A 13654-nucleotide genomic window follows, 5' to 3' on the forward strand; every position below is an offset into this window, starting at 1 on the left:
CGGGCGAAGAAGGCCGATGCTTTTTTTAGGATCGACACATCCTCGCGCAACCGCTGGTTCTCACGCTCCAGCTGGCGGATGCGTTCCTGCTCGGCCGTCAGCGGCTTGCCGATGCCCGGCTGACCGGCCTGCTCGGCGTCGTACTGCGCCAGCCAGCGGCGCACCGCGCTGTTGACCAGGTCCAGGTCACGGCAGACCTGGCCGACGCCCAGGCCTTGGTCGCGGATCATCTGCACGACCTGCAGCTTGAAGGGGCTATCGAAAGTTCTACGGATGCGGGGTGTCATGTCTTCAGGTTCCTCAGGGGGATGGATGATCCCCTATCGAGGTGTCCACTTCGATTGGACCAGGACAGGCTGGAAGATTCGCCATTTGTGGGAGGCCCGCCCCCGGGCCGAATGGGTGCCACGACGATTCGCGGCGAGGGCGCCGCTCCCACTACCCTGGTAAAACTCCGAACAACTCCTCGCACCGGCTAGACTCACCCCTGTCCAGACAACCACCGGAGCCGGGAAACCTGTTTTCCGACGGAGCACCCCCGATGCGCTTTGCCTCGCACCGGCTGCGGCGCGGCCGGGTTTCGGAAGCCGGCCGCGCCTACCTGGTCACCGCCACAACCCTGCAGCGGCGCCCGGTGTTCGCGGACTGGACCGCCGCTCGCCTGCTGGTGTCGGCTCTGCGCCGCGAAAATGACTGCGGCGCGGCCACGACCCTCGCCTACGTGGCCATGCCGGACCATCTGCACTGGCTCATGCAACTTGGCGAGGGTGTCACCCTGGCCACCGTGGTCGGCCGGGTCAAGAGTGTGGTGGCCCATGCCATGACCGGGCCGATCTGGCAGGCCGGCTTTCACGACCACGCCGTGCGCGCGGACGAGGATCTGGCGCGCATCGCCCGCTATCTGGTGCTGAATCCCGTGCGGGCCGGCTTGGTGCAGCGCGTCGGCGACTACCCGCACTGGGATGCCATCTGGCTGTAAGAAAGCACTTGCAGGAGGCCCATGTGGGAGGCCCGCCTCGGGCCGAATGGGTCGCCACCAAGATTCGCGGCGAGGGCGCCGCTCCCACAGTGGGTGTGGGAGGCCCGCCCTCGGGCCGAATGATTGGCTGAAAGATTCGCTGTTTGTGGGAGGCCCGCCTCGGGCCGAATGATTGGCGACAACCATTCGCGGCGAGGGCGCCGCTCCCACAGGGGCGCCCGCTCCCACAATCCAAATAGCCGCTCCCACAGAGCCGACCGATACCCGCCAGGCCAGACAAAAAAACCCCAGGGATGTCGCCATCCCCGGGGCTTGTTCAGGTCAGCCGGCCTTACGCCGGCCATGCGGTGCGCTTACTTCAGAAGAACTTCTGCAGCGGCGCGCAGGTATTGCCGTAGTGGGTCGCCTTGGCAACATTGCTGTTGGTGGTCGGGTCGTAGTTGATCGGCAGCGCGATGGTGGCTTCCTTCGGGCCGGCCGCCAGCGTGCTCAGCACGGCCGGGTCGCCGATCAGCTCGATGAACTCGTCGGCCACGTCTTTCTTGAGGCCGCCCAGTGCCGACGCGCCAGCCGTCGTGTTGCGGTACTGGAAGGACAGCTCGACGGCGAAGTCGTAACGCCCTTCTCGGTGGTTGGCCTTGGTCGGCGCGATGCCGCACTCAAGCTGATCGGCGTTGGTGCACTCGAAGGCGTCGGTCGCGGGGTTGATGCGACCGGCACCGTCCAGCGCGCGGAACGACCAGCCGTTCTCGCTGTTCAGGCTGTCCAGCGACAACACGCCGATGGCCTTGGTGGCCGGCGCCAGGCTGAACCGGACCTTGTAGACCTTGCCGTCGTCGCCGGTGAAGGTGTGATCCGTACCGGACTGGGCCCGCGCTAGGCAGTCGCGCACGTTGCCCGAGGAGGGGTTCTCGACCACCGTGTAGCCCGCGCTCGGATCGATCAGGATCGGGTCTGCCGAGGTCCCGGCATGGGCGCTGTCGTAACCGGCGCTGTCCGCCATGCGCGCCGGCGGCGTGGAAGCGGCGGTGCCGTGCAGGCTGTTCTGGGCGCACGGGAAGTTGTTGAAGAACCAGTTGTAGCTGGCCTGCGTGCCGGAGCCCTGCACGCGGCGGCACACCGCCACCGGACCGCTGATGCTGCCGTCGGCCACATTGCCCCAGTCCGTGATCAGGCCGGACAGCATGGCGCCGTACTCGGCGCGGCTGATCGGCAGCGTGTCGGGCACGGCGTTGGTGGCGACGATACCCATCATCAGCGAGCTGGCGCCAAACTGGGTGCCGTCGAACACAACCGCTTCTGTCGGGTCGAGCTGATCAGCACCGAACTCTACATTGTACGGACCCTTGAACATGTTCGGCTCGACGTCCGACACGCCGAAGTCGGGAACCCGGTTGTCGGCCGTGGGGGTGAGATCGTTACCCACCTCCGGGCAGCGATAGATGCCAGTGTTCAGCGTGCAGGAGGCAGAATCGATCTTCATGGTGGCGATGGCCTCGGCGCGGGCCACCGGGTTCACGCCCCACACCGAGCCACCCTTGGCGCGGTTGACCAGCAGCACCTTCTTGCCGTGCAGGCTGGCCTTGATGCTCGGGTCGGCTTTCACCACGCCGAAGTAGGCGCGGTAGCTCCTGCCGTCGTCACCAAAATTGTTTGTGGAGCCGTTGTTGTCGTGGTAAACAAAAATACCTTGGCTCGAATCGAACAGCTTGTTGGCGACTTCGCCTAGCAGATTCTGCGGCGCCGAGGCACCTGACAGGTAGATGTCGACGTCCGGTGCTTCGAACGCGGTCAGCGCCAGCGCCTGGCCGGCGGACAGACTCAGCGCCGCGGCACAGGCCGCCGCCAGCGGATTCAGTTTGAACAGGGTCATTGCAGGAACTCCTTCGGATGGAAGATTGGAAATAGACAAGTCAAGGAGACAATTACTCAATGAGCGGTTTGGTGAGGGTCGATCCGCCGTGGGAGGCCCGCCCTCGGGCCGAATGATTGGGATTGGCTACCGGGATTCGCGGCGAGGGCGCCGCTCCCACAACCCAGCAAGAGAGGAGGGCCTCCCACAGGGGAGTTCCCCGTGGGAGGCCCGCCCGCGGGCCGAAGCTTCGGACACCACCAACCGCTCAGGCCCTCAACCGACGCTCAGGCCAGCGCCCGGCTGCGCCGGCGCGCCACGGCACCGGCGCCCAACAGGCCCAGGCCCAGCAGCGCCCAGGTCTCGGCTTCCGGCACGGCGGCGAAGGTCAGGGTGCCGTCGCTGGCCAGCGTCCAGATCGCCGGCGCCGAGGCGCCGAAGAACTGCGTGGCACTGATCTTGGAGCTCACAGCAGCGCCATTCGACAGCGACCAGAAGTTGAGCCCCTGGTCCAGCCAGCCGGCGTTGCTGAAGTTGGCCCAACCACCGAAGGCGGCACCCCAACCGCCACTGCCGGAGTACGCTTGGTCGTTGCCCAGACCGTCGCCGATCACCTCGATGTTGGAACCGTTTTCCTGAGTGTCGTGCGTGCCCAACGTGCCGGATTGGGCCTGCGACACGTAGACATTGAACGCACCCAGCATGTTGCCCATCTGGACACCGCTCAGCGCCTCGATCGTGGCCTCCGTGACGGACGACAGCGCGGTGGTCAGTATCTTGCGTGTATTGAGGGTGGTGCCGGTTGAGTCACCGCCCACCACGTTCCACCGCACGCTGCCCAGGCTGCCGTTGGCGGTCGAGTCGGCCAGGAACTGCGTCAGCAGGGCGTCGGGGGCAAAGCTCATCTGCAGCGGGGTGCTGTTGGAGATGATGCCGCTTTGCGAACTCACGCCGGCCGGGGTCAGCGTGCTCTGGAAAATGCCCATATCCAGGGTGTAGCCAGCCTGGCGCGCCGAATCCCATACCGACAGCACCATCTCGCTGTTGCCGGTGGAGGCGGGCACGATGTTGGCCGAAGCCTGGCCGGCGCCCAGCGCCAGCGCCACCGCGCCGGCCAGGGTCGTCAATTTCAATGTCGTCTGCATGGTCGATACTCCCTCGCAAGGAATGATGAAGCCGGCGACATGCCGGCCGCTCGAACGAACGGAGAGTGCATCCAGGGGCCGCTTTGGCAACCCGGCGGTCTTGGTGGCCTCAGGCGAGGGCAACAAGATCCGTGGCTTTCCGGCCCCGCCTCACGACGGGTGTGGCATTTGTCCCGCGGCGGCCCGAAGACCCCCACGCGCCGCCCGGGACATCCAGGCGACGGGGGCAGACTAGCGACCGATAGTTACGCGGCGCTTACCGTTTGATGACAGTTTTCGCGACCGGCAGGCGATGCGGCCCGAGGTGGGCCTGTGGGAGCGGTGTCTCGTGGGAGCGGCGCCCTCGCCGCGAATCGTCGTGGCGACCCATTCGGCCCGAGGGCGGGCCTCCCACAGTCTCGGCCTTGGCGATTCGGCCCGAGGCGGGCCTCCCACAGACAGATGGCGAATCGTGGGAGCGGCGACCCTCCTCTGTGGGAGCGGCGCCCTCGCCGCGAATCGTCGTGGCGACCCATTCGGCCCGAGGCGGGCCTCCCACAGGGTGCGAATCTTGGTGGCCAACCCTTCGGCCCGAGGGCGGGCCTCCCACAGTCTCGGCCTTGGCGATTCGGCCCGAGGGCGGGCCTCCCACAAACTACGTCTTATCCATGCGCGAGACGATGCACGGCCGGCAAATCAATTGGCCACCCCGAACAGCGCACCGACTCCTGCCGTCAAGGCCATTGCCAGGGCACCCCAGAAAGTGACTCGCAAAGCCGCTACGAGAACGGGAGCGCCGCCCGTTTTCGCTGCCAATGAGCCCAGTAACGCAAGGAACAACAGAGAGCTGCCTGGAACAGTCCACATAAGCGAGGAAGCCGGCAACAACAGGACGACGAGTAGAGGAAGGCTCGCGCCGACCGAGAATGTACCTGCAGACGCAAACGCAGCCTGAATCGGGCGAGCCGTCGATGTTTCCGAAATACCGAGTTCATCGCGTGCATGCGCACCAAGCGCATCGTGCTCCATGAGCTGGACTGCTACCGTGCTTGCGAGTTCTTTATCCAACCCCCGCCTGACGTATATCTCAGCCAATTCCGCTTGCTCTTGTTCGGGCGCACTGGCCAGCTCTCCACTCTCTCGGGAAAGATCCGCCCGCTCCGTATCCGATTGGGAGCTGACTGACACATACTCACCCGCTGCCATCGACATGGCGCCTGCAACGAGACCGGCAACACCCGACACCAAGACCGCTTTTGGGTCTGCCCCTGCTGCTGCCACCCCCAGAACCAGACTGGCAGTAGATACAATTCCATCATTTGCCCCCAGAACCGCAGCACGAAGCCAGCCAATCCGTTCCGTCCTGTGCCTTTCACCATGCCTCATGCAAAGCTCCAATTGAAATGAAAGACGAAGCCAACGCTCAGGCCCGAGTGAAAGCGAGAGCGAGGCACGCTATACGCCGTCGCACGCGGTCTTCTGTTCAGCCCGTTGGGCTGACGCAGGAAGCCCGACATCGTTTACACCGAGAATACCGGAGCACAAAGGTTGCCAGCTGCGTACAATACAGGAGTCAGGCCTAGACTTTAGAGTAATGCATAAACTCTGGACCTGACCCCATGCTTTTGTTCCGCGCGTCTGAAAACACCGCGAAATCCGAAGGACGACCGCATGTCGATGCTCAACTTGGCCAAGTTCGACGCCACGCCGCTGCAGACCGAGCCGTGCGACTACCTCATCGTGCCCGGCTTCGTGAGGCCGGAAGCGCTGGCTGGGCTCAACGCCGACTTTCCGGCCATCGATGCCGCCGGCAATTTTCCGTTCGAGGACCTGAGCTGCGGCCCGCGCTTCCAGGCGCTGGTCGACGAGCTGACCGGCCCCGACGTGCGCCGGCATTTCGCCGCCAAGTTCGGCATGGATCTTGATGCATTCCCGACCCAGGTGACGATCCGCAAGCACATGTCGAGGCTCGATGGCCGCATTCACAACGACTCGCGTTCCAAGAAAATCACGGTGCTGATCTACTTCAACGAGCAGTGGACGCAGCGGGGCGGCCAACTGCGCCTGAACAAGAGCCTCGACCGGATGGACGACTACTACGTCGAGGTCCCGCCGGTGTGCGGCAACCTGATTGCCTTTCGGCGCAACGAGCATTCCTTCCACGGCTTTCCGTCCGCATCGGGCGAACGGCGCACGCTGCAGATGTACTGGGTGGATCCGCAGCGACTTCAGAGAAAAAAGGCCACCGGCATGCGCAAGATCATCCACAAACTGGTGCGTCGCGCCATCAAGAAATTCTGAGAGCGGCCTTCACCTGTCGGCCCAGGCCGCTTTTGATGCGACTGCTCTCCCGCTTCTCGTCCCGATAGGTCATGTAGTTCATGCCGGTTGGGTTGCCGCGGTTCAGGTTGGGGTGAAGCAGGAAGCCCGACAGATTCATCATCGTCCGAAAGACACGATTGCGAAGCCTGCGTGTTTTGCATCCCACCCAGGCATCACGCACAGAAAGCGCCCCGTCGGGCAGCTTGCGCCTGGCAACCTTTGTGCTCCGGTATTCCCGCTGTAAACGATGTTGGGCTTCCTGCGTCAGCCCAACCGGGCTGCGGACCAGGCCGCATTGTCTCAGGACCAAGGTCTCACGCCACCAACGGGGGGGGAATAAATCAGCGCTTCCCTAAACCAAACCGTTCGCCGGGCGAACCAATGCTCAATCCAGCGGAAAGGTGACGTCGAAAACGCCATCAATCTCGGTCGTTTCACCCTCTCTTTTCGGGGAGGCCTCGAAAGTTCCCCTGACGTGAACGGCCGTGTCGGTCTTGTCGAACAGCTCCAGCTTGACCTCGGTGTCCTCCTCGCCGGCCTCCCATTTGTCCGAAAACCCTGACAGCAGGTAATAGAAATCGGTCCCACGGGCTTCCTTGCCTTTGGGGCCCCTCATCACATAAAAGCGAAGGGAAATCGCGTTCTTGGTCGCGGCCAGATCGGTCTCCTGCGGGTTGCCCCAGAGCGTGAAACTATCGATAACCTTCGCGGAATCGTCGTGTGAGGACTGGCTTTCGCCGTCCTTTGCAGTGACGAACCACGTTTGCTCCTCGCCCTGCCAGTTGGCGGTGATGGTTCCCAATGTATCCGCGTGGGCGGCACCGGCACCCAGTACGAAAGCCGCAAACACCACGATGCTACGTTTCATCGTCATCTCCTTGTTCTGTCGCATGCCCTTAAAACCCGCGGTGTCTCACACTGAAGGCGTTCGGAGGCTAGCCATTTCCGGTTTCTGGGTCTTGGTGCCGAAACCAACGCCCTGTAATTCACCGGAGCAGGGATATGGCCTTGCGGGCTACCTCCGCTCCGGACGCAGTCCGAGTTCGCCCCGAGTCGGCTTCGGCCGCGCGGCAGAGCGATTCTTCGCCCCAAAGCCACTCGTACTCGGCTTCGGACACCTCTTCCATGCTTTGCAGCAGACGATGCGCCAGGGAGGCGCGTGCGTCGATGGGAAGCGAAAGTGCCTGGGCTTCAAGTTCCTTGACGTCCCTGCTCGCGCTCATGGCGGGTCTCTCCAATCGGGTTTCGTAACCCGAAGTTTCATGCGATGCCAGCCACGTTAAAACAAAAAATACCGCTGCGCGAGCGGCAGCACCTTGGCCGGTTCACAGGTCAGCAACACGCCGTCGGCGCGCACTTCGTAGGTTTGCGAATCCACTTCCATCAGCGGCAGGTAGTCGTTGAGCACCATGTCGCGCTTGGTGATGGCGCGGGTGTTCTTTACCGCCACGGCGCGGCGCCGCAGGCCGAGCGTTTCGGGCACGCCGGCATTCAGCGCGGCCTGGGAGACGAAGGTCAGGCAGGTGCTGGCGATGGCCGGCCCGAGCGCGCCGAACATCGGCCGGTAGTGCACCGGCTGTGGGGTGGGGATGGAGGCGTTGGGGTCGCCCATGGGCGCGGCGGCGATGGCGCCGCCCTTGAGAATGAGCGCCGGTTTGGCGCCGAAGAAGGCCGGCTTCCACAACACGATGTCGGCTAGCTTGCCCGCCTCCAGCGAGCCGACCTCGTGGGCGATGCCGTGGCTGATGGCGGGGTTGATGGTGTACTTGGCCACGTAGCGGCGGGCGCGGAAGTTGTCGGCGCGGCCGGTGTCCGGCGCCAGCGCGCCGCGCTGCACCTTCATCTTGTGCGCGGTCTGCCAGGTGCGGGTGATGACCTCCCCCACCCGGCCCATGGCCTGGGAGTCCGAGCTGATCATCGAGAACGCGCCCAGGTCGTGCAGGATGTCCTCGGCGGCGATGGTCTCGCGGCGGATGCGCGATTCGGCGAAGGCCACGTCCTCGGCGATGCCGGGGTCCAGGTGATGGCACACCATCAGCATGTCCAGGTGCTCGTCCACGGTGTTGACCGTGTAGGGCCGCGTTGGGTTGGTGGAGGACGGCAGCACGTTGGCCGCGCCGCAGGCCTTGATGATGTCCGGCGCGTGGCCGCCGCCGGCGCCTTCGGTGTGGTAGGTGTGGATGGTGCGGCCCTTGAAGGCGGCCAGCGTGTCCTCCACGAAGCCGGATTCGTTCAGCGTGTCGGTGTGGATGGCGACCTGCACGTCGTAGTGATCGGCGACGGTGAGGCAGCAGTCGATGGCCGCCGGCGTGGTGCCCCAGTCCTCGTGCAACTTCAGGCCCATGGCGCCGGCCTCGACCTGCTCGACGAGCGCCTCGGGCCGGCTGGCGTTGCCCTTGCCGAGGAAGCCGAGATTCATCGGCAGCGCTTCGGCGGCCTCCAGCATGCGCGCCAGGTGCCAGGCGCCGGGCGTGCAGGTGGTGGCATTCGTCCCGGTGGCCGGTCCGGTGCCGCCGCCGAGCATGGTGGTGATGCCGGACATCAGCGCGTCCTGCACCTGCTGCGGGCAGATGAAATGGATGTGCGCGTCGATGCCGCCGGCGGTGGCGATGAGCCCCTCGCCGGCGATGACTTCGGTTCCGGGACCGATGACCAGCGTCACGCCCGGCTGCACGTCCGGGTTGCCGGCCTTGCCGATGCCGGCGATGCGCCCGCCCTTGATGCCGATGTCGGCCTTGACGATGCCCCAGTGGTCCAGGATCAGCGCGTTGGTGATGACGGTGTCCAGGGCGCCACTGGCGCGCGTGGCCTGGCTCTGGCCCATTCCGTCGCGAATCACCTTGCCGCCGCCGAACTTGACCTCCTCGCCGTAGACGGTGAAGTCGCGCTCGACCTCGATCCACAGCTCGGTGTCGCCCAGGCGTACCCGGTCGCCGGTGGTGGGGCCGAACATCTCGGCATAGGCGCGGCGGCTGATGCGGTTCATGGCTGCGCCTCCAGCTTGCCCATCACTTCACCGCGAAAGCCCCACACGGCGCGCGCGCCGCTGTAGGGCACGAGCCGCACCTCGCGGCTTTGTCCGGGCTCGAAGCGCACCGCGGTGCCGGCGGGGATGTCGAGCCGCATGCCGCGCGCGGCGGCGCGGTCGAAGCGCAGCGCCGGGTTGGTCTCGGCAAAGTGGTAGTGCGAGCCGACCTGGATCGGCCGGTCGCCGCTGTTGGCGACTTCGAGCGTGAGGGTGGGCCGACCGGCGTTCAGTTCGATCTCGCCGGGCTGGGGGTCGATTTCTCCTGGAATCATGCACATCGCTCCTGTGGACTGCCTTGCTCGGCGTCGGGATTGCGCCACGCCTGCATGCAAGCCACGCGCCAGAAAGCCCTTTCCCGATGATTCAAGCGGGCGCGTAGCGGTAGCCCACGCCGGTTTCGGTCAGCAGGAACACCGGCCGGGCGGGGTCGACCTCCAACTTGTGGCGCAGGCGTGCCATGTAGATGCGCAGGTAGTGGCCCTGCTCCACCGCCGCCGGCCCCCAGACTTCGCGCAGCAGGTGGCGCTGGGTGAGCACCTTGCCGGGATGGCGCAGCAGCGCCGCCAGCAGGCGCAGCTCGGTCTGCGTCAGGTGGATGTCCTGCCCGCCGCGGCTGGCGCGGCGGTGCGCCAGATCGACGGTCACATCCCCCAGCAACAGCACCGGTTCGCCGCCCTCGCCCGCCCGGCTGCGGCGCAGCGCCACCCGTACCCGCGCCAGCAGCTCCGCGACACCGAAGGGTTTGGTCAGGTAGTCGTCCGCGCCGGCATCAAGTGCCGCCACCTTGTCGGTCTCCTCGACCCGCGCCGACAGCACGATCACCGGCATCTGACTCCAGGCGCGCAGCGCGGTGATGAAGTCCCGGCCGTCGCCATCGGGCAGGCCCAGATCGAGGATCACCAGATCGGGCCTGCGCGTGCCGGCCTCGATCAGGCCGCGCGCCTGCGTCGGCGCCTCGAACACACGCAGGCCTTCACCCTCCAGCGCGCGGCGCACGAACAGGCGGATGGTGGGGTCGTCCTCGACGATCAGGATGGTGCCGTCGATGACTCGGCCTGCGCGTGTGTGGGTGGGGCAACTTCGTCGGCGGCTGTCGGCGGCGGCGCCAACGGCAGGGTAAACACGAAACGGGCGCCGCCTTCGGGGCGATTTTCGGCCCGGATGTGCCCGCCGTGGGCGTCGATGATGGCCTGGCAGATGGCCAGGCCCAACCCCACGCCGGCAATCGCCGATTCGCGCTGCCCGCGGGTGAAGCGGTCGAAGATGATCCGCTCCTGGCCCGGCGGCAGGCCGGGTCCTTCGTCCCACACCGCCACCTCCAGCACATCGCCGGCCACGCGGGCGGTGATGCCCAGCGGCGTGCCGGGCGGCGTGTACTTGATGGCGTTGTCGAGCAGGTTCACCAGCACCCGCTCCAGCATCACCGCATCGCCCTGCACCAGCGGCAGGTCGGCCGGCAGGTCGGTTTGCAATGGATGGCCGGCGAGCGACGGCTCCAGCGCCTTGATCGCTGCGCCGATGAGCTCCTCCAGCGCCAGCCACTCCTTGCGCGGCTGCACCGTGCCCGATTGCAGGCGCGCCATTTCCAGCAGGTTGTCGACCAGCCGGCTGGTGCGCAGCGCCTGGTCGCGGATGGCTGCGGCGGTTTCGCTCTCCGGCGCCTGTACCGCCAGCAGTTGCAGCGTCAGCGTGTCGGCCAGCCCCACCAATGCGGTCAGCGGCGTGCGCAGATCGTGCGACAGCGCCGCCAGCAGCGAGCTGCGCAGGCGCTCGGATTCGGCGCCGAGCCGACTGCCGTGCGCTTCGGTAGCGAAATGCAGGCGCTCCAGCGCCATCGCGATCAGGGCCGCGTAGGTCTCCAGCAGGCGGCGCTGTTCGGGGATGTGCAACAGGCGCGGGTGACTCGGCTCCACTACCAGCACGCCGCGCACCCCAACCGGCGCCTTCAGCGGCAGGTAGGCGGCACGGGCAGCCGGCAGGGTGTCGGTGCCGACACCGGCCGGCTCGCCGTGGTCGAAACACCACTGCGCGATGGCCACGTCCACGGTCGGTGCCTGCCCGTCCTGGGGCCGGAGCTTGCCGGCGGCATCGGGCAGCAGCACGGTCGCCTGGGCGCGGAAGCTCGCCTCCACGAAGCGGTCGCTGATCGCCGCCACCTGCGCTTCGCTCAATGCCGAGGCCAGCGCCTTGGCCATCTGGTAGAGGTTGCGAATGCGCTCCTCGCGGCGTCCGGCGATGCGCGCCTGGTAGCGCAGCAGCGCGGTCAGATGGCCGATGGTCAGGCCCACGATCAGCATCACGGCGAAGGTGAGCAGGTACTGGGCATCGCTGACGGCAAAGGTCAAACGCGGCGGCACGAAGAAGAAATCGAACAGCGCCACCGACAGCACGGCCAGCAGCGCCGCCGGCCCGCGTCCCCAGCGGAACGCCGCCAGCACCACGCCGAGCAGGAACAGCATGACGATGTTGGTCAGCTCGAGGTAATCCCGCAGGGGCGTGGCCAGCGCCGTGATGCCCAGGCACAGCAGCGCCGCCGCGACGTAACGGGGCCAGATCGCCTTGGCGATCCGGGGCGCGGGCGCGTCGTCAACCGCCACACGGCGTTGCGGTGGGCGCCCGTCGTCAGCGCGACGGGCCACCGCGATCAGGTCGATGTCCGGCGCCCGCTCGCTCAGGCGGCGCATGAACTGGCCCCACCAGCGCCGCTGCGGTCGCGCCCGCCGACCGATGACGATCTTGCTCAGGTTGCGCTCGCGAGCGTAGTCGAGCGCCGCATCCACCAGGTCCGGCGCCGCCAGCACCGCCGTTTCGGCGCCCATCTCCTGCGCCAGCTTGAGGGTGGCGAGGATGGCGCTGCGCTGCGCTTCCGGCAGGCGCTGCAGGCGCGGCGTTTCGATGTAGATCGCATGCCAATGGGCGTTCAGCCGGCTCGCCAGGCGTGCCGCCGTGCGCACCAGCTTGCCGTCGGTGTCGCCCGGCCCCAGGCACACCAGCAGCGATTCGCTGGTGGCCCACACCTGGCTGCCGGGCGTGGCCAGGCGCGCGCCCTGCATCTGCGCATCCACCCGCTCGGCGGTGCGTCGCAGCGCCAGATCGCGCAGCGCGATCAGGTTGCCGCGGCGAAAGAAATGCTCGGCGGCCCGCGCCGCCTGCTCGGGCAGGTAGACCTTGCCCTCCTTGAGACGCGTCAGCAGGTCGTCCGGCGGCAGGTCGACCAGCGCCACCTCGTCGGCGGCGTCGAATACCTGGTCGGGCACCGTCTCCCAGACCCGCACGCCGGTGATGCCGCCGACCACGTCGTTGAGGCTCTCCAGGTGCTGCACGTTGAGCGTGGTCCAGACATCGATGCCGGCGGCGAGCAGTTCCTCCACGTCCTGCCAGCGCTTCGGATGCCGGCAACCGGGCAGATTGGAGTGGGCGAGTTCATCCACCAGCAGCAACGCCGGGCGCCGGGCGAGGGCAGCGTCGAGGTCGAATTCCGTCAGCATGCGGCCACGGTGCTCGACCGGCTTGCGCGGCAGGATTTCGAGGCCATCCAGCAGGGCCTCGGTCTCCGGCCGGCCGTGCGTTTCGACCAGCCCGACCACCACCTCCACGCCCTGCGTGCGCGCCTGCCGGGCCGCCGCCAGCATGGCGTAGGTCTTGCCCACGCCGGGCGCCGCGCCGAAGAAGATCTTCAGCTTGCCGCGCCGCGCCGCCGCCTCGTCCGCCGTCACCTGCCGCAGCAGGGCGTCCGGGTCGGGGCGACCGGGGACCTCAGTCAAGCGGCTGCACCCGGTGGCCGTCGAGCGCCAGGTTCAGGCGCAGCACGTTCACCCGCGGTGCGCCCAGAATGCCCAGCCAGGGCCGCGCGGCCTGCTGCTCGATCAGCGCGGAAACTTGCTGCACTGCCAGCCCCCTGGCCTTCGCCACCCGCGCCACCTGGTAGCGCGCAGCCGCGAGCGAGATGTCGGGGTCAAGACCGCTGCCCGACGCGGTGACCAGATCGATCGGCACCGGCTGGTCGTTACCCGGATCGGCGGCCCGCAGTGCCGCCATGCGCGCCTTGACCGCATCCCTCAGCGCCGGGTTGAGCGGGCCAAGATTCGAACCGCTCGAGATCGCGGCGTTGTAGGGGAACGGGCCGGTGGCGGACGGCCGGCCCCAGAAGTACCGCGCACCGGTGAAGGACTGGCCGATCAGCGCCGAGCCGACCGGCTTGCCGTCCACCGCCAGGATCGACCCATTGGCCGCATGCGCAAACAGCAGCTGGCCGACGCCGGTCACCGCGAGCGGATAGGCGAGCCCGGTCAGCACGCCGAGCAGCACGAACAGGGAGAGTGCGGGACGTAACAGGGATGTCATGACAG

The 13654-nt window shown here is 66.9% G+C and carries 14 protein-coding genes and 1 riboswitch; of the genes, 2 read left to right on the top strand and 12 right to left on the bottom strand.

What is annotated here, in order from left to right:
• Positions 1-287 (bottom strand): transposase (locus H5U26_RS07610; protein ID WP_290618280.1); only part of this gene is annotated, 287 nt, incomplete at its 3' end.
• Between the two features lie 254 nt (positions 288-541).
• Between H5U26_RS07610 and H5U26_RS07615 the strand changes: the two genes are divergently transcribed.
• Positions 542-979, top strand: a complete 438-nt coding sequence (locus H5U26_RS07615) for a transposase (RefSeq protein WP_290618282.1) — start codon at positions 542-544, stop codon at positions 977-979.
• Positions 980-1337: 358 nt separating this feature from the next.
• Here H5U26_RS07615 and H5U26_RS07620 read toward each other — a convergent pair whose 3' ends face one another.
• From H5U26_RS07620 to H5U26_RS07630, 3 genes are all read right to left on the bottom strand, one after another.
• Positions 1338-2852 carry a hypothetical protein gene (locus H5U26_RS07620; RefSeq protein WP_290618284.1) on the bottom strand — a complete coding sequence of 505 codons (1515 nt, stop codon included), beginning with the start codon at positions 2850-2852 and terminating at the stop codon, positions 1338-1340.
• A 266-nt stretch (positions 2853-3118) separates the two neighbouring features.
• On the bottom strand, positions 3119-3976 hold the full coding sequence (locus H5U26_RS07625) for a PEP-CTERM sorting domain-containing protein (RefSeq protein WP_290618286.1): 858 nt from the start codon (positions 3974-3976) through the stop codon (positions 3119-3121).
• An 82-nt stretch (positions 3977-4058) separates the two neighbouring features.
• A riboswitch (cyclic di-GMP riboswitch) is annotated at positions 4059-4152 on the bottom strand.
• Positions 4153-4651: 499 nt separating this feature from the next.
• Complete coding sequence (locus H5U26_RS07630) at positions 4652-5341, bottom strand: VIT family protein (RefSeq protein ID WP_290618288.1); 690 nt, start codon at positions 5339-5341, stop codon at positions 4652-4654.
• A 285-nt stretch (positions 5342-5626) separates the two neighbouring features.
• On the opposite strand from H5U26_RS07630, the gene H5U26_RS07635 reads away from it, so the two are divergent.
• Positions 5627-6256, top strand: coding sequence for a 2OG-Fe(II) oxygenase (locus H5U26_RS07635; RefSeq protein ID WP_290618290.1), 630 nt, complete (start codon positions 5627-5629; stop codon positions 6254-6256).
• Here H5U26_RS07635 and H5U26_RS07640 read toward each other — a convergent pair.
• From H5U26_RS07640 to kdpC, 8 genes are all read right to left on the bottom strand, one after another.
• Positions 6243-6587, bottom strand: a complete 345-nt coding sequence (locus tag H5U26_RS07640; protein ID WP_290618292.1) for a hypothetical protein — start codon at positions 6585-6587, stop codon at positions 6243-6245. The two genes, H5U26_RS07635 and H5U26_RS07640, sit on opposite strands and share 14 nt — an antisense overlap.
• Before the next feature lie 75 nt (positions 6588-6662).
• Positions 6663-7145 carry a hypothetical protein gene (locus H5U26_RS07645; RefSeq protein WP_290618294.1) on the bottom strand — a complete coding sequence of 161 codons (483 nt, stop codon included), beginning with the start codon at positions 7143-7145 and terminating at the stop codon, positions 6663-6665.
• A 118-nt stretch (positions 7146-7263) separates the two neighbouring features.
• Complete coding sequence (locus H5U26_RS07650) at positions 7264-7500, bottom strand: addiction module protein (RefSeq protein ID WP_290618295.1); 237 nt, start codon at positions 7498-7500, stop codon at positions 7264-7266.
• A 56-nt stretch (positions 7501-7556) separates the two neighbouring features.
• Positions 7557-9263 (bottom strand): urease subunit alpha, encoded by a 1707-nt coding sequence (gene ureC / locus H5U26_RS07655; protein WP_290618297.1) that lies wholly within the window; start codon positions 9261-9263, stop codon positions 7557-7559.
• Positions 9260-9577 carry an urease subunit beta gene (locus H5U26_RS07660; RefSeq protein ID WP_290618299.1) on the bottom strand — a complete coding sequence of 106 codons (318 nt, stop codon included), beginning with the start codon at positions 9575-9577 and terminating at the stop codon, positions 9260-9262. Before H5U26_RS07660 ends, ureC begins: the two co-directional genes overlap by 4 nt.
• Before the next feature lie 91 nt (positions 9578-9668).
• Positions 9669-10352, bottom strand: a complete 684-nt coding sequence (gene kdpE / locus H5U26_RS07665; protein ID WP_366055919.1) for a two-component system response regulator KdpE — start codon at positions 10350-10352, stop codon at positions 9669-9671.
• Positions 10334-13069: a two-component system sensor histidine kinase KdpD gene (gene kdpD, locus H5U26_RS07670; RefSeq protein ID WP_290618303.1), complete on the bottom strand. Its 2736-nt coding sequence runs from the start codon at positions 13067-13069 to the stop codon at positions 10334-10336. The genes kdpE and kdpD overlap by 19 nt, the downstream gene beginning before the upstream one ends.
• Positions 13062-13649, bottom strand: a complete 588-nt coding sequence (gene kdpC / locus H5U26_RS07675; RefSeq protein WP_290618305.1) for a potassium-transporting ATPase subunit KdpC — start codon at positions 13647-13649, stop codon at positions 13062-13064. Before kdpC ends, kdpD begins: the two co-directional genes overlap by 8 nt.
• Positions 13650-13654: the final 5 nt, after the last annotated feature.

This window comes from Immundisolibacter sp. (assembly GCF_014359565.1).
Lineage (GTDB): Bacteria > Pseudomonadota > Gammaproteobacteria > Immundisolibacterales > Immundisolibacteraceae > Immundisolibacter.